The sequence below is a fragment of the Pseudovibrio sp. WM33 genome, from assembly GCF_001623165.1.
Lineage (GTDB): Bacteria > Pseudomonadota > Alphaproteobacteria > Rhizobiales > Stappiaceae > Pseudovibrio.
In genome coordinates this window covers 21,833-43,579 of record NZ_LMCK01000016.1, presented here as the reverse complement: position 1 = coordinate 43,579, position 21,747 = coordinate 21,833, and the positions used below count along the sequence as shown (strand labels likewise).

Below are 21,747 nucleotides of genomic sequence, written 5' to 3'. Positions count from 1 at the left end.
CTGTAATTACTTGAGGAAAGCTCATGTCAGCCCCTGCCCCGTCAGAACTCGCGTTTGTTCCATTTGTCAGTGTCGACAATATGATGAAGCTAGTCCATCGCATTGGCATTGAGACCATGCTCTCTGGCATCGCTGACTATGTGGAAGAAGATTTTCGCCGGTGGGAGTTGTTTGATAAGACACCCCGGGTGGCCTCCCACTCCAAAGAAGGTGTTATTGAGCTGATGCCGACCTCCGATGGTGAGACATACGGCTTCAAGTACGTCAACGGACACCCAAAGAACACCAAGGAAGGCCTGCAGACCGTTACTGCATTTGGCCTTCTGGCAGATGTTTATACCGGTTATCCGGTCCTTGTGACTGAAATGACCGTGTTGACCGCCCTGCGTACAGCGGCGACCTCTGCAGTGGTGGCAAAGTATCTTGCTCCTAAAGGCGCCCATACCATGGCGATGATCGGCAATGGGGCTCAGTCAGAATTCCAAGCTCTGGCGATGAAGGAAATCTGCGGGATCAACACACTGCGGCTTTATGATGTAGATCCTAAAGCAACAGAGAAACTCATGCGTAATCTGGAAGGTCGTGGCCTGACCTTGCAGGCATGCAAAAGCGCAGAAGAAGCAGCTTTGGGCGCGCAGATCATCACAACGTGTACTGCTGACAAGCAAAATGCCACCGTGCTCTCCGACAATATGGTTGGCACTGACGTGCATATCAACGCGATTGGTGGCGATTGCCCGGGCAAAACAGAACTTGCCAGTGGCATTCTGACCCGCTCTGATGTCTTCGTTGAGTACCCACCTCAGACACGCATTGAAGGCGAAATTCAGCAGATGCCTGAGGATTTCCCGGTCACTGAGATCTGGAAAGTTATTACGGGTCAGGCTGAGGGCCGTAAGGACGAGCGTCAGATCACCTTGTTTGACGGTGTCGGCTTTGCAACTGAGGACTTCTCCGCACTTCGCTACGTACGTGACCAGCTTAAGGGCACTGGTTTGTACCATGACCTTGATATGCTGGCTGATCCTGATGACCCACGTGACCTGTTCGGCATGGTGATGCGCGCAGAACCGGAAAGCGGAGACGCTGCATGAACCGCACATCCGTTCAGGCGCCTGGCGCCGTCGTCATGGTTCGCCCGCACCACTTCTCAGTGAATGCAGAGACAGCAGCTGATAACGCATTTCAGGCTGAGGTCACAACAGATTCAAAGCATGCCAAACAAGCGTATGATGAGCATACCGCAATGGTGGAGCAGCTTGAATCTCATGGTGTACGCGTTCATGTTTTTGAAGGTGACACTCCGGGCCTTCCCGATTGTGTGTTCCCAAACAACTGGTTCTCTACGCATGCTGGTGGGCACGTTGCGATTTTCCCGATGAAAGCGGAAAACCGGCGTTTGGAGCGTCGTCACGACATCCTTGAAATGCTGAAGTCCGACTATCGTGTTCAAGATGTCATCGACTACTCCGGCCTTGAGCAGGATGGGCTTTATCTTGAAGGAACCGGCGCGATGGTGCTCGATCACATTGATCGTGTTGCCTATGCGGTGGAAAGCGACAGAACCAATCCAATTGCACTGGAGCGTTTTTGCACGCACTTCAACTTTGAGCCAATGGTGTTCGCTGCTGAAGATGACAAAGGCACGTCGATCTACCACACCAACGTGCTGATGTGCGTTGGGACCAACTTTGCGCTGATCGGTACAGATATGATCACGGATACGGCGCGACGGTCAGAAGTTGTGGCACGCCTTGAGGCGACAGGTCGTGACGTGATTGAGCTGAGTAATGCTCAGATCTCAGGTTTTGCCGGGAATGCAATAGAGTTGATGGGCAAGAATGGCCCCCTGCTCGCACTTTCGCAAACTGCCTACGATATTCTGACTGAAGAGCAACGCGACAGGATCTCTGCTTCTGCGACACTGGTGCCGCTTGCTATCCCAACGCTTGAGCTGGCTGGTGGTTCTGTACGCTGCACAATTGCAGGTCTTCACCTGTCACCGCGCAACTAATTCCAGCGAAACGAGATACGCCCGCCAGAGAAGTTCCGGCGGGCGTATTTATATCAGTTGCAGAGATTATCTGAAGTCAGATGAGCAACGTTTCTTCCTTCGGGACGTCCTGAGTGTGTTTTTCGACGCGCGGATTGCGTTGACCCCAATCTGTATAGAGATCAGCCATGATGGTTCCTGAGGACGCCTCCGCCATTTGGGTTGTGATTTCAGCGAATTGCTGGCGGCCAAACAAGACCACTTCCTCTCCCAATGCAACACCAGTCAGATCTGTGACATCCACAACGATGGTGTTCATGGAAATTTTCCCCAGAATCGGTTGCTTTCTGCCCTGAATGAGGACGCTGCTTAGCCCAGCAAAGCGCCGCAGATATCCATTGGCGTATCCCAATGATACTGTCGCAAGCCGCTTGTCTTCATTCAGCACCGTCGCACGGTCATAACCAATCGTGCTGCCAGCAGGGAATTCTCCAAGACTTATGACTCTTGCCTTTAATGTCATGGTGGTTTTGAAGCCAAGCTCTGGATTTACAATTCCGTATAACACCGCTCCACAGCGCATCATGTCTGAGTAAGGGTTACATCGTGAGACAAGTGTCAGTGTGCTACCGGCATGCACCAGCAAGTTTTCACGTTGCAATGAGGTGTTGGCGACAACCCAATCCACGTCCTTATGAAACCGTGCGATGCTCGTCTCAAGATCCTCAGGCAGATTTGAGGGAAAATGGGTACTCACGCCAATGATGTGCGACCCCAAAACGTCGACAATGCGTTTGCAAACCTCTTTGCCTTTTGAGGAGGAAAGCTCCAAGCCATCCCGCGACATTCCCCCCGCATTTAGTGAGAGATGGTAATTTGCAGGTGCACTGTTGTTTCTTTGGACACTCGCAAGTTCCAATGCCCCCTCCAGACTGCCCACTTGCTCCTGGACCTGAAGAGGCAAAGCAGCTTCTGCTTCATCACGAGTTGTTGCCCGCAACCGGAGCAAATCACCTTTGTAACCCGTGTCACGAACAGCCTGTGCCTCTGCGTTGGACGTGATGCCAATATAACGAACATTGTTGCGTTGGATGATAGGCATTACGTTTGCAATACCATGTCCGTAGGCGTCCGCTTTAACAACTGCACAAAACTTGGTTTTGTCGGGTAAGAGCCCGAGCGCAATCTTTAAATTCGCTTCAATTTGGGTGCACGAAATCTCGCACCAAGAGGAATACATTGGTGTTGCCATCTTCATATATGCCGATGTGAAAGTAATATTGGTGAGTTGCCTCAGTTCATTAGAGTGAGCTGAGGCTAAACTCTGATCAGCCGAACACCAGTTCTGGCAACCATAGAGCAACCTGCGGAATAAAGGTTGTGATTACCAGTGTTGGTAGCCAAGCGAACGCGATCATTATCAGTGTCGGCTTCATCATCTTGTTGACCGGGGCGTCCGTCACGCGCGCTCCAAGGTAAAGCAGTGGTGCTGTTGGCGGCGTGATGTTTGCCATGCCCAGATTGACGCCAAGCACCGCTGCGAAATGAACTGGCTCCATGCCAACACTTTGCACGATTGGCAGCAAAAGCGGTGCGGACAACAGCAAGCCGGAAATATCATCCATGAGCATGCCAATGAGGATCATGACCAGATTGACCATAAGCAAGATGATGATCGGATTGTCAGAAACTGAATAAATCAGATCCTTTGCCATTGCCGGAATGTTCTCAAACACCAGAAACTGACTGACAATGAGCACCATAAGCACCATCATCATGACAACGCCGATGGTTGTGCCAGCATAGCGCAGCGTTGGGAAAAAGTTCTCTCTATCAAGACCACGGTAGATAAAGAAACCGATTGGAATTGCGTAGATCACAGCAACACCAGCAGCTTCTGTTGGCGTCATAACACCACCATAGATGCCACCCAGAATGATAACAGGCATCAACAGAGCGGGCATGGCTTTGAAGCTTCTGGTGCGCAGCTCAAACGTGAACTTTCCGCCAACGCGTTCGGTCTTCAGATCCTTCACGTTCCGCAACATCACGAAGTTTACGATGCAAAGGAAACCGATGAGGATGACCCCGGGAACAACGGTCGCCAAAAAGCACTTGAGCACGGATTACTGCGTGGTCAAGGCATAAAGAATTTGCGAGGAGCTAGGCGGAATAAGCAGGCCCAATGGACTTGCGCTCACGATCAGCGCTGCAGCCATGCCTTCCGGATAGTTGGCTTTGCGCAGATGCGGCATCATGATGGAGCCGATGCAGGTCAGCGTTGCTGCGGCTGAGCCAGAGATTGCTCCGAAGATACCACTTGCAACGACTGCAGCTGCACTCAACCCACCCCGGACATTGCCCACCATTAACTCAGCAAGAGACACCAAAGGTGCCGCTATCCGGCCACGCTCCATGATTGCGCCAGCCAAGATGAACAAAGGGATTGCGAGCAGGACCAGTGAGCTCACCTTCCAGTGCCCGGTTGGCATAAAGCCGCTGACGTCATGGCCGCCAAAAAGCGCGATAAATAGCAGAACAGCGCCAAAGGACATTGGGACACTGACACCAATCACCAGCATGAGACAGATAAGAATAAGGCTTCCCAGAATAATCATAGTGCTGGCTCTTTTGTTTTTGTTGTCTCTGGCATGACCGGCGAAAACGATACATCATCTTGCTGTTGCACATTTGATTGTGCCGCAGATTTGGCGGGGCCGGTTTTGACGAGCACAATCAGATGCAGCAAGCTGTAGAAGGCCATGGTTGCGAACCCAACCAGCATGGCAAGGCGTGGGACAAAGAACGGAATTCGAAGGGCAATTGTTGCGCGCCACCGAGGATAGCTGTCGATCTCATCAATGATCATGAGTGCAGACCAGTAGACCAGTAGACCAGTAGACCAGTAGACCAGTGCCATCGCAATGATGAACTCGATGCCACCGATAATAACTGCCCGCACATGTGCTTTACGTGGATCTTTGATCACATAGGTCAGCAAGTCTGCATTCACATGAGAGCCATCGTAGGTTCCCATTGCAGCGCCTGCGAAATACATCCAGAAACAGATGATCAGCAGCCATTCTTCGTAGGCAAACAGGTCTGAGCCAAATCCATAGCGAAAGATCACCACGAGAAAGAACGTGCCAGCCATGATGATACAGCCGATGGCAAGCAACCAGGATTTGATCGTTACCAAGCGGTCGACAAATCGAGACCAGCCTGGTGAGAGGTGTTGTGAGAGTTCAGACATGAATGCTCATAGTTCTGGCTTAACTTCAGGAAAAGAAACGGGCAGTAACAGGCCACCCGTTCGCACTGGTGTCTTCGTACTTATTTATCAGCCATCAGAGCATCGATGGTATCTTTGCCAACGATTTCAGAGATTTGTGGCCATACGTCGGCCCGCACCTTTTCAGCGATTGCAGCACGGTCTTCATCAGACACAGTCACAACCTGATAGCCGCTTTCCTGAAGCTTCGTGACGTACTGCGCTTCATTGTTTCGGCCCCAGGCGGCATAATCACGTGCCGCTTTGTCAAAAGCTGACTGGACAGCTGACTGCTGCTCTTGGGAGAGTTTGTCCCACGTGCGGCTGGAGGCGTAGTAGGTGGTGTTTTCGACTACAGCGTTGTACGGGATGAAGGCTTTGCCAACATCAGAGGTTGCAAATGCGCTGTAAGCCAACTGCGCAGTACAGCAGATCGCTCCATCAACCGTACCCGCCTGAATGGCAGGAAAGACTTCGCCCCAGTTCATTGTGGTGGCTTTAAACCCGATTGATTCAACGGTCGCTTTGATGACCTGAGAGCTCCAGACACGAATGTTCATGCCTTTGTCGCCTGTGTTGCCTGCATTGTCAGGCACATCATTTGCTACAACACCGATGAACCCTTCTGGTGCGTTCGCCAGAAGCTTGAGACCCAAGCCGTCAAGACGCTCAGCAAAGATTTTATTGAAGGCAGAGCCCTTGTTCAGATAGACTTTTTCGGCTTCATCCCAGCTGCTCACAAGGTATGGCAGAGAGTTGATTTCCAGAACCGGATCACTGTGCGCATACACCACAGAATGCACCAGATCTACGTTTCCACGTGCAGCAGCTTCAAACAGTTCTTCGCCCGCACCAAGCTGGCCTGCAGGGAACACGGTTACTTTCAAATCAACATTGGCAGCTTCAATATCAGTCTTGATTTGCTCCAGCAGTGTGTTGCCGTAGTGCTCAACTGGTACAACACCGGCAAGCTTCAAGGTGGTTGCAGCAGAAACGCCGCTTGTCAGGCTGAGTGTCAGCGCAGTTGCAACAGCGAATTTTGTGAAATTGGTCAAGTGTCTCTCCTCCGAAAAATCGTTTTTTGCGTATGCCGAGTGCTGGTTGTGTGCGCTACCCCTTTTTGCTGCAACTAACAACCTACTCATAAATTCATAGGACCAAGAGTAGACGCATTAAGCAAGTTCATATATTTAATGTAGATATAAATTTGAGTAATATCATATGAATCGAACCTCTCTTGAACGCTTCTGTCGAAACCTCGACTGGAACTTGCTTTATACCTTTCTCATTATCGTTGAGGAGAAAGGGGTTACTAAAGCTGCTAAACGACTGCTACTAACCCAGCCAGCAATCACCAACGCGTTGAAACGACTGGAAAATCAGTTTGATTGCGTGCTGATAGATCGGAATGCAGGTGAGTTCTCACTGACCAAAGCCGGACAGCTTCTCTATGAAGAATGTTTGGAGATTTATAGCGGGGTTTCACGCATCGCAGCGGTGCTGAAAGACGTGCGCGAGGATGTGACCGGACACGTTTCTATCGCCACGGGAACCCACGCCGAGTCACCTGTGATTGATGCTGCTTTTGTGCGGTTTCACAAGACACATCCTAAGGCAACACTCTCAATTAAGGTTGCGACAAGCGGTGATGTGGTCACGCAAGTTAAGCGCAAAACGGCTTCATGTGGGATCGGCCTCACCACAGCCCGTCAACCTGGCCTGACCTATGAGATTATCTACCGCGAGAGATTTGCGCTTTATTGTGGCCGGCTCAGTCCGCTGTTTGGGCGCGATGATATTCGTAAGGAAGAGCTCGCGCACGAGCCCTATGTGACTTTTCCAACCGATGAACCCGGCGGAGAAATGAGTGAATTTGCCATGGCGCGCAACAAACTGGGCATTGAGCATTCACCCGTTGGCCGGTCCTATCATTTGGAAGAGTTGCGCCGATTGATCGAAATTGGTGTGGGTGTCGGGCCATTTCCGGTCCATGTGGCGCGGCCTTATGTTGAGGCGAAGCGATTATGGCGCATTACCGATTTTGCAGACCTGCCGATCTACGACATTGCACTCATCACAAACTCAAAGACCCGGCACAATGCAGCGGAGGCTGCGTTTATTGAGATACTGCGGGACGAAATTAAAAAGGTGTCTCTGGAAGACAGAAGCTATCTGAACTAGGTTTTATCGCTGGACCAAAACTAACGCCCCACCTCAGAGAGAGATGGAGCTACAGTTAGTTGAACAAGCCTTAGTCAGTAAGTCCCAAAAGCTGTTCAATGATCGTTATGAATAGCTCTGCTCCGATTGGTATCAGTGCATCCGGGAAGTCATAGTCTGGATTGTGCAGTTGTGGCTGGGTTTCTCCAGAACCCAAAAAGAACATCGCAGACTTTGCCCCATCCAATCCAAATCGACCAAAATCCTCGGACCAACGCATCGGATAGTCCAGTTCTTTCAATGGAGTGCCGATCCGCTTCGCTGCCTGAATAATCTGCTCACGACTTTCTGGGTGATTGACACAGGCGAGGAAAATATCATGCCATGTGATTGCAACATCCAGATCAGGTGTTGCTTGCGCTACAGCCTCTTGCGCTCGGGCAATCATATCTTCCATCAGGGCATCACTGATGGACCGCAGTGTGACGCGCAGCTCCCCAAAACCGGGTGCAATCCCAAACGTTGGTTCCCCTAAACGAGCATGAGTTAATGTGCTGAGTGTGAATTGATCATTCATCTCCCCACCAACACCGAGCTTTGCGAGCTGATCCATCAACATGGAGATCGCCGAGGCCGGGGAAAGGCCATCTTCTGGTGCGGCAGCATGCGAGCTTTTACCACGCAGGTTGATCTGCATTCCACGGGATGCGCAGTTGGCATATTCCTGACAGATGCTGACTTCACCCAAAGGTCGCCCTGGCAAATTGTGCAGCGAGAACGCAAAATCTGGTCGAAATTCTGCGAAGTTCGGATCTTCAATCACAGCCGCAGCCCCTGCTCCAGTTTCTTCAGCTGGCTGGAACATCAACACAACACGCCCTTGCTTCGGGCGTTGTGCGGCAAGTAAATGAGCTACACCAAGAACCATGGTCATGTGCCCGTCATGCCCGCACAGATGGCCACGGCCCGGAGTTTGTGAGCGATACGGAACGTCGGAGATCTCTTCAATGGGCAACCCATCCAGCTCACACCGGATCATCACAGTTGGCCCATCTGCAGCACCACAATACTCAGCAATCACCCCAAAACCGCCAAGCCCGGAAACAATACGATCAGCCCCAATCCGCTCGAATTGCTCAACAATAAAGCGACCAGTTTGCTCTTCTTCACCAGAAGCTTCCGGCGCTTTATGCAGTGTTTGCCGAATATCTGTCAGATGACCAATTTGTTCAGCATTCAATTTGAACTGGATCGTGTCCAAAATGTGACTTCCCTCTCCAATCGAAAAAATTCTCAAAAAATTGAAAATTCAAAACTTTGAGTTACTTTTCATTAAAAATATTTTACAAGTAAAGTTCAATCTTAGTCATTTTTTCGATCAAATCACTTGTTTTTCGTTTTAAAACTAACTTCAATATATTGATTTCTTATTCTGTGAAGTGAAAGTCAAATTCGTTTGTTTTATGCGCTTATAAAATGAGATGATGAGACTATCAAACTGCATACTTCATTGAGGCCATGATTTATATCTTCATCATTTTTGGGGCCGCATTCGGACTGATTGCTGTTCCTCTAGGGTTTTTCATCGGCCTTCAGGTCTCGCTAATACTCGCGAATATTCTTTTGTTCCCCTTTATTACGGCCAGTTGACTGCTGGATGTGCCTCTTGGAGAAATGTCTGGCCTGCTGCGCATTTGCCTCACAGTGCTGTCTTCAATTATCTGGGCAGGATTGTTTGGCTTTGCGGGTTCGCTGCTCAAGAAGAAGCCTTCTTAAGCGGCTAAGAAATTACGATATGCACTTGCGGTCAGACCAGTGTGTTTCTGGAAGACTTTGTTAAAGTGGGATGCATCAAAAAAGCCGGACCGGATGGCAACATTTGTGATGGTTGCTTCTGTTTCCCCCAGTAAGCGTTTGGCTTCTTCTACCCTTATATGACTAAGCGCTTCGGCTGGGGATTTACTGAGGTCAGATTTGAATTTCATTTCAAGGCTGCGCCGTCCAACACCTAACATCTTGCAGAGCTGTTCAATGCTGCGCAAGTTCTCTGTTTCCTGCTGCATCATCAGCACTGCCCGTTGAACCAGATTATCTTTCGCTTTGAGCGACGTGGGCAGGAACGGCTGGGCTTTGCTGTCATCCTGAGCTTCATCCACCATCAGAATATGAAGGCTCTTGCGCGCTTGCCGCAGGCCGACATGACGCTCAACCAGATGGGCTGCGACATGCACTGCACTTGTGCCTCCTGAACAGGAAATACGATCCCGGTCGACGACAAAAATGCGATCAGAGACTGGCTCCAGCCCGTCAAATTGCTCCAGGAAATCCGTCCGGTGAAACCAGCTCACACAACATTTATATCCGTTCATTAATCCGGCACGATGCAAGATAAAGCTGCCAGTACACAGGCCTATCAATGGGACATCCTTCGCCACAGCAGATTTCAGATACTCAACATAGCGGCGATCCAAACGCTCAATGTGGTCGATCAAACCTCCAACAACCACTAGGTAATCAAAATGAGCTGGGTCGATCAAGTTGGTATCAGGATGGATGCGAACACCACAACTGGCTCGGATGGGTTCCATATCAGGCGCAATGACACTCCAACTGCATAGGATTGGTCTGCTGCTGTCTCCTTCATCGGCAGAAAGGCGCAGGACATCAATAAAGCTGGCGAAGGCCGACAATGTGAACCGGTTGGCCAGAATGAAGCCAACATTGAGCGCTGGACGGGACTGCCGATTGGTCCGTATTACGTTCTCCACCAGCGCCTCCTGCGCAAAAATACCTCATAATATTCGCAAGAGTACCATACACAATTTTGCATAGCAGGCAAACTCTCTTGAATTCCAAGGAGGTAGCCTTGTCAAAATTTTCCGCAATGTCGCTCCTGAAAGGAGCGCTCACAGGCTATAAAAACGTTGAGCCGCAATGGCCTGACGCTGAGCTGAAAAGCGAATATGACGTTATTATCGTAGGTGCCGGTGGGCATGGCCTTGGGGCCGCCTACTATCTGGCAAAAGAACATGGCATCACCAATGTGGCGGTGATTGACAAGGGCTGGCTTGGCGGCGGCAACACCGGCCGGAATACGACAATCATTCGCTCAAACTACCTTTATGATGAAAGTGCGCGCCTTTATGACCATGCCGTAGATCTATGGGATGGGCTTAGTCAGGACCTGAACTACAACGTCATGTTCTCGCAGCGCGGTGTAATGATGCTGGCGCACAACGTTCATGATGTGCAGAGCTTCAAGCGTCACATCCACTCCAATCGTTTGAACGGCGTTGATAATGTCTGGCTCACTCCTGAACAGGCCAAAGAAAAGTGTCCGCCCCTCAATATCGCGGCCAACGCACGTTATCCGGTGATGGGAGCCGCGTTTCAGCAACGTGGCGGTACTGCACGTCATGACGCGGTGGCTTGGGGATATGCACGCGCTGCTGCGGCAAGAGGCGTTGATATTATTCAGAACTGTCCGGTTCTTTCTATCGAACGAGGAGCAGACGGATCTGTCACAGGCCTTCAAACTGCACGTGGTTTTGTGAAGGCTAAAAAGATCGCGGTTTCTGCAGCTGGCGGAACGTCTGTGGTGATGGATACTGCCGGTGTACAGCTTCCTCTTGAAAGCTACCCTCTTCAGGCACTTGTCTCTGAACCCGTCAAGCCGATCTTCCCCCAAGTGGTGATGTCCAACAGTGTACACGCCTACATCAGCCAGTCTGACAAGGGCGAGCTGGTGATTGGTTCTGGAACTGATCAGTACGTTTCTTATTCTCAACGCGGTGGCTTGCCGTTGATAGAGCATACGCTTGCTGCCATCTGCGAAGTGTTCCCGATTTTCCGCCGTATGCGCATGCTGCGCAAATGGGGCGGTGTGGTTGATGTGACGCCTGACCGTTCTCCAATCCTTGGAAAGACCCCTGTACAAGGCCTCTACCTCAATTGTGGTTGGGGTACGGGCGGCTTCAAGGCGACGCCGGGCTCTGCGCATGTTTTTGCGCACACAATTGCAAAAGATGAACCTCACCCTATCAATGCGCCGTTCACGCTCTCGCGTTTTGAAACAGGTCGTTTGATTGATGAAGCAGCTGCTGCTGCCGTGGCGCACTAAGGAGGCAGCCTGATGCTCTTAATCCACTGTCCTTATTGCAAGGAAAAGTTGCCTGAGCTGGAATTTGAATATGCCGAGCAAGCGCATATTGCACGCCCGGAAAACCCAGCTGAGCAAACAGATGCTGAATGGCGCGACTATCTGTTCATTCGCTCTAATGTACGCGGAGATCATGCCGAGCAATGGCGACACTCACATGGTTGTGGGCGTTATTTCAACGCTCTGCGGAACACTGTGAGCGACAAATTCATCGCCACCTATGAGATTGGACAGGCCTGCCCGACTAGCCACGCAGAAGGTGAAGAGAACAATGAACAACTGGAGAGTTGACGGCAAAGGCCGCATCAATCGCGAAAAGCGTGTTCGCTTCACTTTTGATGGCGTTTCCTACCAAGGATATGAAGGCGATACGGTTGCCTCTGCCCTGCTTGCCAACGGCGTTCATCTTATGGGGCGCTCGTTTAAATATCACCGTCCGCGTGGTCCTGTGACAGCCGGATCAGAAGAACCTAACGCGTTGATTGGAACGTCCCGCTCTGGTGCAGGTCGCTTTGAACCGAATACCCGCGCTACTGTTCAGGAGCTTTACGAAGGGCTGACCACTGTTAGCCAGAATAAGTGGCCGAGCCTGAACTTTGATGTGGGTGCTGTGAACGACAAGCTCCACAAGCTGTTTGCAGCCGGGTTCTACTACAAGACCTTCATGTGGCCAAAGAGCTTCTGGGACAAGGTTTATGAGCCTGTTATCCGCGCGTCTGCCGGATTGGGCGTCTCCCCAACCGAACCGGATGCTGACACCTATGCCTCGCGCTATCTGCATACGGAACTGCTGATTGTTGGTGCTGGGCCTGCTGGGCTTGCTGCGGCTTTAACGGCGGCTCGCAATGGAACTGATGTGGTCCTTGTCGATGAGAACCGGGAGCTTGGAGGCTCTCTACTTTCGGAAGCTCCATCCGCCATTGATGGGAAGAACACCGAGAGCTGGCTTGCAGCAGTTATTGCTGAGCTTGAAGCCTGCAACAACGTTCGCATCATGACCCGTGCGACTGCTATTGGCTATTACCATGAGAACATGGTGGGCGTTGCTGAAAAGCTCACAGATCACATGGAGAACCCGCCTGCAAATGCTCCACGAGAACGGATGTGGCGTATTCGGGCGCAAGAGGTCATTCTTGCTCAAGGTGCACTTGAACGCCCGTTGGTGTTTGATGGCAATGATCGCCCCGGTGTGATGATGGCAGGTGCGGCGCAGACCTATCTCAACCGCTATGGCGTGAAGGTTGGCAATGCTGCTGTTGTGGTTACTTCCCACGATTCAGCCTGGTACGCCGCCTTTGACCTTGCTGATGCAGGTGTGAAAATCCCCGCGATTATTGATGTGCGCACCACTGTGAATGACTACTTGCAATACGAGGCCCAAAAACGCGGTATCTCAACGAAGGTGGGCCACAGTGTAACGTCAGTAAGCGGGACAAAGCGCGTCTCCGGGGTGAAAGTCGGCAGAATTTCTGGCGAACAACACGTTACTGACATCATTTCCATCCCTTGCGATGCAGTTTTGATGAGTGGTGGGTGGACCCCATCCCTTCACTTGTTCTCTCATACCAAAGGCAGTTTGCATTGGGATGAAGAGAACGAAGTCTTCTTGCCTGGTGAGCGGACCGAACGGTGCCATATCGCTGGTGGTGGGCGTGGGTTATGGAGCCAGCAGGCCGCTTTTGATGATGGTGTGCATGCAGCTCAGCAAGCTTTGACTTCATTGGGGCAGAATGCTCCAGGTCTTTCCGTTGATGTTGATGGGGATCGCGCTGGTTCCGGTATTGTTATGGAAGAGCTGCCAAGCAACGATGACAAGCTGGCACGCCGGGCTTTTGTGGACTTTCAGAACGATGTGACAGCCAAGGATATTCGCCTTGCTGTGCGCGAAGGTATGCTCTCCATTGAGCACGTAAAACGCTTTACGACCAATGGCATGGCGACCGATCAGGGCAAGATGTCAAACATGAACGGTTTGAAGATCGCTGCTAATGAACTTGGGCGCCCTACTCCCAAGGTTGGCCTGACTACATTCCGTCCGCCTTATACACCCACGACATTTGGAACGTTTGCCGGCTATCACAAGGACGAGCTGTTTGAAGTAACGCGCAAGACCAACATTGATAGTTGGGCGGAAGCGAACGGTGCTGTGTTTGAGCCGGTCTCCTTGTGGCGCCGTGCGTGGTATTACCCCAAGGCTGGTGAAGATATGCACGCGGCGGTGGCGCGGGAATGCAGAGAAACGCGTGCTTCTGTCGGCATGTTTGATGCCTCTACTCTCGGCAAGATTGAAGTTGTCGGGCCGGATGCTGCCGAGTTTATGAACCGGATGTATACCAATCCATGGACAAAGCTGGCATCAGGTCGGTGTCGCTATGGTCTGCTTCTGGGTGAAGATGGTTTCATTCGGGATGATGGTGTTATCGGGCGGATCAGTGAAGATCGCTTCCATGTGACGACCACGACTGGCGGTGCTGCTAGGGTTTTGGCCATGATGGAGCACTTTTTACAGACTGAATGGCCGGATCTGGATGTGTGGCTCACATCTACGACCGAGCAATGGTCAACCATTGCACTGAATGGACCAAATGCTCGTAAGGTGCTGGAACCATTCGTGAAAAGTACAGATCTTTCTGCTGAAGCTTTCCCGCATATGGCGCTTCGTGAGTGCACTGTGGGTGGTTTTGAAGCGCGTCTCTTCCGCGTCAGCTTTACTGGTGAACTGGGTTTTGAAGTGAACGTTCCATCTGAGCATGGGCGCGCGCTTTGGGAGATGCTTTATCAGGAAGGCAAGAAGTACGACATGTGTGTCTATGGCACTGAAACTATGCATGTTTTGCGGGCAGAAAAAGGCTTTATCATTGTTGGGCAGGACACCGATGGCACTGTTACGCCAGCGGATGCAGGCCTGACCTGGGCCATTGGCAAGAAGAAGCCAGACTTTGTCGGCAAGCGTTCCTTGACGCGGCCTGATATGCTGTTGCCAAACCGAAAGCAACTGGTTGGTCTTTTGACGGAAGATCCAAGTGTTGTGCTGGAGGAAGGTGCTCAGATTGTTGAGAGCGGTGACACTGCTATCCCTGCTAAGATGTTGGGGCATGTGACGTCTTCGTACTGGAGTGAAGCACTGGGGCGTTCCATTGCTATGGCTTTGATTGAAGGTGGTTTTGAGCGGAATAGCACCTCAATAGATATTCCAATGCCAGGTCAGACCCATCGTGCAACTGTCAACGGGACCGTGTTTTACGATCCTGATGGCGACCGGATTAAGATGTAAGGGAGTGGCACACATGGCTTTCAATAGTACAGTCGAAACACTGCCAGCAATGGGCCGTTTTAGTTTGCGTTGTAAGCGTGAAAACACCGTTGCTATGTCAAAAGCACTCGGTTTTGAGCTGCCCTCATCCATCAGCGAGAGCGCTCATTCAGGCGACATGACTGCCCTCAAATTGGGGCCGGATGAGTGGATGCTGACCTGCCCAATGGAGGCGCGTTCAGAAATCGAGCAATCATTGGCTGCGATCTATCCGGACGCAGTTCATAGCCTGACAGACATTTCCAGTCGGGAAGTCAGTATCCGGATTTCAGGTCCTGAAGCTGAGGAGCTGCTCTCTACGTCCTGTCCACGAAACCTTGCAGAGCTGAAGAGTGGTCGCGGGGTGCGGACTATATTTGATAGTGTGCAGGTGATCCTGACACGAGAAGAGCAAAACCAGTTTCGACTGGATGTTTGGCGATCGTTTGTGCCCCATGTAATGGGGCTGCTGACAGTCGCTGTTGCGGAGTTTGAATGCGGCCTTTAGGGCCGCATTTTTCTTGAGCGCATTTATCCTGCCTCTCTTCAATTTTATTTGAGCTTTTGCTCATACTTCCTGCGGATCAACCTGATGTTTTCATCAGACACCTAAGCATTTTCTGCAGCATTTCTCCCCAGAATCTCACTCATTCAACCTACCAATTCACCGTGTGGTTGAGGCTGTCTTGAATTTGCAGCGGGAGCAACGTAGAGGCGTCGCATTTTTACTGTCAATGTGCCTCAAACTTCCTGCCTCCATGAGATTAATTCGAACTAGATTTCCTGATTACTCTCGAGTTTCACGGGCCTGACGCAAAGAAACTGCCCATGAAATTTTAGAGAACTGTCACACTGTAAGAGGGAGGCTTAAAGTGTATCAGTCAGCATTTTCCAATGCTTGTGCGAAACACAGGCCTTGCCGCAAATCGACGAACTCCAGGCTCGTCTGTGCGGAGCCATCTTCAGTTCATTCCACCGGTTTTGATCATGTGTGGCTGAATTCAAGTCATGCCTCTTTGGTGTTCTCTGAATTTTCTTTAACAAACTACGCTAAGCCTCTTTACAAGCACGCTAATTCCAAATCACTTCATACTGAAGTGATTGACGTTCTATCGACTTGTTCTTCACGATCAGGTCTGACACCTGATCATCTCAGCAACCTGCACCCGTCATCTTCCCAGGCATCATTTTAAGCCGAGGTATCTGAACATGAGCGTTCCGTCTTACATTCAAGATCTTATAGCTCACCGCGAAAAGGGCAAAAGCCTCAACGCCCCCTTCTATAGTGCTCCCGACATTCTTGATCTGGACATGGAAGTTTTCTTTCGCAAACACTGGATTTTCGTCGCTGTTGAACCTCAGCTTCCGGAACCGGGCGATTGCATTACTGTTGAAATCGGAAAGACATCCGTCCTGCTGTTGCGCGGTGATGACATGTATATCCGCGGCTTTCACAATATCTGCCGACATCGTGGTGCTAAGCTCATTGATGAGCCTGAGGCCACAATCGGCAACATTGTTTGCCGGTATCATGGGTGGACCTACAATGAGGATGGTGAACTCATTCTAGCCGAGCATATGGGCAAGGACTTCGATAAGACCTGCCATGGTCTGAAGACCGTTCATGTACGCTCAATTGCAGGTCTCATCTTCATTTGTCTTGCGGAGAACCCTCCGGAAGACATTGAAGAGATGGCGCAGATCATGGAGACCTATATTGCGCCTCATGATATTGCCAACTGTAAGGTGGCCTACACGACTGATCTGATTGAAGAAGGCAACTGGAAGCTGACGCTTGAGAACAACCGTGAGTGTTATCACTGCGAAGGTACTCATCCGCAGCTCACCGTTCCACTCTCCGAGTTCGGTTTTGGCTTTTCGCCTGATGAAATGGATGAGCGGCGGACTGCGGACGTTAACAAATATCTGTCTTTGCTTGAGAGCGAGCACAAGCGCTGGGAGGCTGCCGGGTTGCCATCAGCTGAAGTGGACAAGCTGGCCAATGCCACCAGTTTCCGCTGTATTCGCCTGCCTTTGATGGGCGAAGGCGAGTCCCACACTCTGGACACCAAGATCGCCTGTAAGAAGCTGCTTGGGAACTTCAAGGACGCCAAGCTTGGTGGTTTGAGCTTCTGGCATAATCCTAACTCCTGGCACCATTTCATGAGTGATCACATCGTGACCTTTGCAGCTTTCCCGTTGTCGCCGGATCGTACGCTGGTGCGGACCACCTGGTTGGTGCACAAGGATGCAATTGAGGGCGAGGATTATAACCTCGACAATCTGAAGCAGGTTTGGATGATGACCAACCAGCAGGATGCGGATCTGGTGCGTCTGGCACAGCTTGGCAGTGAAGACCCTGCTTATGAGCAAGGCCCATACTCGGAATACACTGAGCCTCATGTGGAAGCCCTTTGTGAGTGGTATATTGAACGCCACAAAGCGCATATGCCTGCCGGTGATGTTGAAATGGCGGACGCATGACTCAGAACGTAACTTTTGATGATCTGAAGACCGTCACGGACTACGATGAAGAACACTTCACCGAAGCGACCCGGATCCCCATGTGGGATCCGGAGGTGGATGATGTTTTAGTCTGCCGACAAGTGCGGCAGGAAACGCATGATGTGAAGACGTTCCTGTTTTCTGCACGTGAGCCTCGGGTTTTCAGGTTCTATCCCGGCCAGCACATGACCTTCGAGCTTCCGGTTGAAGGCATGATCATGCGCAGTTACACAATTTCCGCTTCTGCTGCGCGGCCCTATCGTGTTGAGATCACGGTCAAACGGGTGCCGGGTGGTCCGGGCTCCAACTGGCTTTTGGACAACATGCTGCCGGGCAAGGAAGTGAATGTCTCTGGCCCTGCTGGTGAGTTCACCACGGATGCCACGCAGGAAGAGAAGCTGTTATTCATTTCAGCAGGCAGTGGCATCACCCCCATGATGTCGATGACCCGCACGGCTTGCGATCTTGCAGAGCCGACAGATCTGCATTTTATTCATGCTGCACGCACACCTGCGGATATCATCTTTAGACATGAACTGGAGTTGCTGGCTGCACAAAACCCTGCCTTCAAGCTCTCTTTTACTTGCAGCACGACATCTGGATACAACAGCTGGAGCGGGTTTGAAGGTCGTTTGAGCCTTCAGATGCTGTCACTTATGTCGCCAGACTTTAAAGACAGGAAGATCCTATGTTGCGGCCCTGCCCGTTTCATGGAAGGTGTGCAAAACATGCTGCAGGAAGCAGGCTTCGACATGGCTAACTACCATGAAGAAAGCTTTGACTTTGGGGCTGAGACAGCTGGTACCTTTGAGGATCAGATTTCTGCGCCGGAAATCAGTGACCAAACCTATCGGGTCACCTTCACCAAGACCGGACACGTGGTTGAGTGTGGGCCGGGCATGACAATCCTTTCTGCTGCGCGTGAAGCTGGCATTTTACCGATGGCATCCTGCCAACGCGGTATTTGTGGTACATGCAAATCTCAACTGGTTTCGGGTGAAACCGACATGCAACATGGCGGAGGCATTCGAAAACGGGAAATTGATCAGGGTAAAATCCTGATTTGCTGCACAACACCTTTGTCAGACATTGAAGTGGACCTTTAGTGTTTGGCACTCCCCCATCCATTGATAAGTGACAATAAAAAAGTGTATCTAAATCAATAAGAACGATAAGAAGGGTCCAGCCCAAGGATCTCTCCTGACCACAAGATAAACGGTCCAACACAGGAGAAGCTTCATGACTGATTTACGCAATTCCGACCGGCCTCCGGCGGATATTATGGATAGTCCATCGGACGATATGGCAGACTCGGATTACAGTCTTGGCCAAGATAACATTGAAGGAAAATTTGGACCCATTGGGTTTGACATTCACAATCCAGTATTCGCTATTTCAGCTTTAGCTGTCGTTGCATTTGTTGCCTACACCTTACTTTTGCCAGAGCAAGCAAACTCCGTTTTCAGCACGCTCTTTTCTACTGTCACGAAGAGCTTTGACTGGTTCTTTATTGGCGCTGCCGACATTTTTGTTATCCTCTGCCTTGTAATCGTGGTGAGCCCTTACGGCAAAGTGCGCCTTGGTGGTAAGGGAGCTACGCCAGATTTCAGCTATCTGAGCTGGTTCTCCATGCTGTTTGCAGCTGGTATGGGCATCGGGTTGATGTTCTACGGTGTTTCTGAACCGATCAGCCACTTCGCCTCCTCACTGGGTGGTACAACTGTTGGTGCTGATGGCGTGCGAACCGATTGGGCGCCGCTTGGTGCAGCTGCCACACAGGAAGAAGCGATCCGTCTGGGTATGGCTGCCTCTATCTTCCACTGGGGTCTACACCCATGGGCGATTTATGCTGTTGTTGGATTGAGCCTTGCGTTCTTCAGCTACAACAGAGGCTTGCCGCTGACAATCCGCTCTGCTTTTTATCCGATTTTCGGCGAACGTGTTTGGGGTTGGCCGGGACATATCATCGATATTCTTGCCGTTTTCGCAACCCTGTTTGGTCTCGCCACATCTCTTGGCCTGGGCGCTGTTCAGGCGAACTCCGGCCTCAACAAGTTGTTTGGCATGCCAATTGACAGTACATGGCAGGTCATACTGATTGCTGCAATCACTGCGATTGCGCTCGTCTCCGTTGTGCGCGGCCTTGAAGCGGGTGTGAAGCTGCTTTCCGAAATCAACATGGGACTGGCTGCTCTGCTGGTGCTCTTTGTTGTTATTGCGGGTCCGGGCCTGATCTTGCTGCCAGATGCTCTGAACTTCCTCGGCGCTTATTTGCAGTATCTTCCTGCACTTTCCAGCCCGGTTGGTCGTGAAGATGTCAACTTCATGCAGGGTTGGACGTCCTTCTACTGGGCTTGGTGGATTTCCTGGTCACCTTTCGTGGGCATGTTCATCGCGCGTGTCAGCCGTGGTCGTACTGTTCGTGAGTTCCTGATTAGCGTTCTGCTCATTCCATCATTGGTATGCGTGCTTTGGATGTCCATCTTTGGTGGTGCTGCGATCAACCAGATCGTCAATGATGGCTACACTGCTGTTCAGGAAGCTGCGTTACCAGTTCAACTGTTCACAATGCTGGAAGCTATGCCATGGGCAACAATCACAAGCTTTGTCGGTATCGTGCTTGTGATCGTCTTCTTTGTCACCTCTTCCGATTCAGGTTCTTTGGTGATTGATACTATTGCTGCAGGCGGCAAAGTGGATGCGCCGGTTCCTCAGCGTGTGTTCTGGTGTCTGTTTGAAGGCCTGATTGCGATTGTGCTGCTGCTTTCTGCAGGCGGACTGAAGTCTTTGCAGTCCATGGTGATCTCCACCGGACTGCCTTTCACAATCGTCTTGCTTATCATGTGTGTTGCGATTTGGAGAGGACTTGCAAGCGAGCCGCGCTAGGTTATCGAGATAACTTAGCCTCTTAACTTTTAATGCCGCCGCGACCTTTCAGGTTCGGCGGCATTTTTTTAGGCGACTTTCTCTTCCGTCACAGAGACGCGTCGTAAGACCTGCGGCGTACAGCCGTAACGGCGGCGGAACATGCGGCTGAGGTGGGATGAATCGCAGAAGCCGCAATCAACCGCAATTTGCGCAACAGATTTCTGGCTTTTCTCGATCAGGTGACGCGCAAAATCCAGCCGAATATTGAGAAATGCGACCTGTGGTGATGTTTCCAAAGACAGGCGGAAGTATCGTTCTATCTGGCGCTTGCTCTTGCCCATGCGCTGCGCAATTTCCTGAATGGAGATCGGCGTGTCGATGTTTTGCTGCATGATGTGCAAGGCACGCTGTACAATCGGGTTTTGTGTTTTCAGATCAAGCGGGATGCCGGGTTGAGGCTTTTCGGCCTGATGGGCGTCATCAATGATCATGATGTGCAGGCTTTTATTGGCATGTGCGCGGCCTACATGTTTATCCACCAGATACGCAGCAAGATGGGCAGAACTTACACCGCCTGCGCAGGTGAGACGGTCACGATCAACGACGAAAATCTGATCGGTCACCGGATCAAGGCCATCAAATTGCTCTTTGAAATCAGAATGGCTGAACCAGCTGACGCAGCTTTTGTAGCCGTCCAGCAGTCCGGACCGATGAAGCAGGAACGCACCGGTGCACACGCCCACAAGGGGAATTCCGGCGGCGGCAGCTTCTTTCAGAAAGTTTTGATAGGCCGGGCTGAATTCCGTGCTCTCATCAATGAGACCGCCCACAACAACGATGTAGTTGAAACGTCGCGGATCTCCTAGTCGCTCTTTAGGGTGAACGGAAACGCCGCTGCTGGATGGGATCGGGTCCATGGTGTCTGACAGGACGGTCCAATTGCACAGGATCGGGCGACTTCGATCACCCTCATCTGCCGCGAGGCGCAGGACATCGACGAAGTTGGCAAATGCGCAAAGGGTGAAGCGTTTGGCGAGAATGAACCCAACAGAAAGACGGGTCTTCTCCTGCTTGGAAACTGGAGTACGCAAAGCGTTGGTCGGATGCGATAGTGCCTGTGTCATACGAGATGCTTCTCTTTATATTCAGACCGACAAACTGCAATGATTACATTGCCTGTCTGCGGCCTGAGCCCATCCAATCCAGGTCAGTTTTAGCGTGTCTTCAGCTGCGTATTTTTCCAGCTGGTCTGACCATGCTGGCCTGCGTCTTTCTCGAGTTTCGTCAGAGTGCCCAGTCTCCTAACCCGTGTCAGGAGGCCGGATTTATGGGCTTTGGCGACCACGCTTAAGCCCATGCAGTATTTATACTTAATTTGAGTCAGCTTGGCTACGCATTCCATCTGCACTCGCATAAAAATTGATCAGACGTGATGTGTTGATGGATGCTCAATTAAATGTCGTAGGGGTAATCCCTATCTGACGCAAATCTCCTATTTC

Annotated in this window: 16 protein-coding genes and 1 pseudogene; 10 read left to right on the top strand and 7 right to left on the bottom strand. The window is 51.1% G+C overall.

Annotation, left to right across the window (positions count from 1 at the left end; all coding sequences use genetic code 11):
- Positions 1-23 precede the first annotated feature (23 nt).
- Both PsWM33_RS04110 and ctlX read left to right on the top strand, forming a co-directional pair.
- Positions 24-1,094, top strand: a complete 1,071-nt coding sequence (locus PsWM33_RS04110) for an ornithine cyclodeaminase (protein WP_063299321.1) — start codon at positions 24-26, stop codon at positions 1,092-1,094.
- Positions 1,091-2,014: a citrulline utilization hydrolase CtlX gene (ctlX, locus tag PsWM33_RS04105; RefSeq protein ID WP_063296812.1), complete on the top strand. Its 924-nt coding sequence runs from the start codon at positions 1,091-1,093 to the stop codon at positions 2,012-2,014. Before PsWM33_RS04110 ends, ctlX begins: the two co-directional genes overlap by 4 nt.
- A 76-nt stretch (positions 2,015-2,090) precedes the next feature.
- Here the strand turns inward: ctlX and alr are convergent, their stop codons facing one another.
- The 4 genes and pseudogenes from alr to dctP all read right to left on the bottom strand — a co-directional run bounded on the left by alr (position 2,091) and on the right by dctP (position 6,319).
- Positions 2,091-3,233: an alanine racemase gene (gene alr, locus PsWM33_RS04100; protein WP_208994384.1), complete on the bottom strand. Its 1,143-nt coding sequence runs from the start codon at positions 3,231-3,233 to the stop codon at positions 2,091-2,093.
- 88 nt (positions 3,234-3,321) lie between these two features.
- Positions 3,322-4,611: pseudogene (locus PsWM33_RS28320) on the bottom strand (TRAP transporter large permease).
- A complete protein-coding gene (locus tag PsWM33_RS04090; protein ID WP_063299319.1) occupies positions 4,608-5,246 on the bottom strand; it encodes a TRAP transporter small permease in 639 nt (212 codons plus the stop codon). Before PsWM33_RS04090 ends, PsWM33_RS28320 begins: the two are co-directional and overlap by 4 nt.
- An 80-nt stretch (positions 5,247-5,326) precedes the next feature.
- Complete coding sequence (gene dctP, locus PsWM33_RS04085; RefSeq protein ID WP_063299318.1) at positions 5,327-6,319, bottom strand: TRAP transporter substrate-binding protein DctP; 993 nt, start codon at positions 6,317-6,319, stop codon at positions 5,327-5,329.
- Between the two features lie 166 nt (positions 6,320-6,485).
- On the opposite strand from dctP, the gene PsWM33_RS04080 reads away from it, so the two are divergent.
- On the top strand, positions 6,486-7,445 hold the full coding sequence (locus PsWM33_RS04080) for a LysR family transcriptional regulator (protein ID WP_063296892.1): 960 nt from the start codon (positions 6,486-6,488) through the stop codon (positions 7,443-7,445).
- Between the two features lie 70 nt (positions 7,446-7,515).
- Here the strand turns inward: PsWM33_RS04080 and PsWM33_RS04075 are convergent, their stop codons facing one another.
- Positions 7,516-8,685 (bottom strand): amidohydrolase, encoded by a 1,170-nt coding sequence (locus tag PsWM33_RS04075; RefSeq protein ID WP_244272535.1) that lies wholly within the window; start codon positions 8,683-8,685, stop codon positions 7,516-7,518.
- Between the two features lie 511 nt (positions 8,686-9,196).
- Positions 9,197-10,192: a GlxA family transcriptional regulator gene (locus PsWM33_RS04070; RefSeq protein ID WP_063299317.1), complete on the bottom strand. Its 996-nt coding sequence runs from the start codon at positions 10,190-10,192 to the stop codon at positions 9,197-9,199.
- A 98-nt stretch (positions 10,193-10,290) separates the two neighbouring features.
- Between PsWM33_RS04070 and PsWM33_RS04065 the strand changes: the two genes are divergently transcribed.
- The 7 genes from PsWM33_RS04065 to PsWM33_RS04035 all read left to right on the top strand — a co-directional run bounded on the left by PsWM33_RS04065 (position 10,291) and on the right by PsWM33_RS04035 (position 20,266).
- A complete protein-coding gene (locus PsWM33_RS04065; RefSeq protein WP_063299343.1) occupies positions 10,291-11,544 on the top strand; it encodes a sarcosine oxidase subunit beta family protein in 1,254 nt (417 codons plus the stop codon).
- A 12-nt stretch (positions 11,545-11,556) separates the two neighbouring features.
- Positions 11,557-11,874 (top strand): sarcosine oxidase subunit delta, encoded by a 318-nt coding sequence (locus PsWM33_RS04060; protein ID WP_063299316.1) that lies wholly within the window; start codon positions 11,557-11,559, stop codon positions 11,872-11,874.
- A complete protein-coding gene (locus PsWM33_RS04055) occupies positions 11,855-14,857 on the top strand; it encodes a sarcosine oxidase subunit alpha (RefSeq protein WP_063299315.1) in 3,003 nt (1,000 codons plus the stop codon). Before PsWM33_RS04060 ends, PsWM33_RS04055 begins: the two co-directional genes overlap by 20 nt.
- A gap of 13 nt (positions 14,858-14,870) precedes the next feature.
- Positions 14,871-15,383 (top strand): sarcosine oxidase subunit gamma, encoded by a 513-nt coding sequence (locus PsWM33_RS04050; protein WP_063299314.1) that lies wholly within the window; start codon positions 14,871-14,873, stop codon positions 15,381-15,383.
- A 701-nt stretch (positions 15,384-16,084) separates the two neighbouring features.
- Positions 16,085-17,359 carry an aromatic ring-hydroxylating oxygenase subunit alpha gene (locus tag PsWM33_RS04045; protein WP_063299313.1) on the top strand — a complete coding sequence of 425 codons (1,275 nt, stop codon included), beginning with the start codon at positions 16,085-16,087 and terminating at the stop codon, positions 17,357-17,359.
- The gene (locus PsWM33_RS04040; protein ID WP_063288614.1) at positions 17,356-18,486 is read left to right on the top strand and encodes a hybrid-cluster NAD(P)-dependent oxidoreductase; all 1,131 of its coding nucleotides are present in this window, start codon (positions 17,356-17,358) and stop codon (positions 18,484-18,486) included. Before PsWM33_RS04045 ends, PsWM33_RS04040 begins: the two co-directional genes overlap by 4 nt.
- Before the next feature lie 133 nt (positions 18,487-18,619).
- Complete coding sequence (locus tag PsWM33_RS04035; RefSeq protein WP_063299312.1) at positions 18,620-20,266, top strand: BCCT family transporter; 1,647 nt, start codon at positions 18,620-18,622, stop codon at positions 20,264-20,266.
- Positions 20,267-20,334: 68 nt separating this feature from the next.
- Here the strand turns inward: PsWM33_RS04035 and PsWM33_RS04030 are convergent, their stop codons facing one another.
- Complete coding sequence (locus tag PsWM33_RS04030) at positions 20,335-21,372, bottom strand: GlxA family transcriptional regulator (protein ID WP_063299311.1); 1,038 nt, start codon at positions 21,370-21,372, stop codon at positions 20,335-20,337.
- Positions 21,373-21,747: the final 375 nt, after the last annotated feature.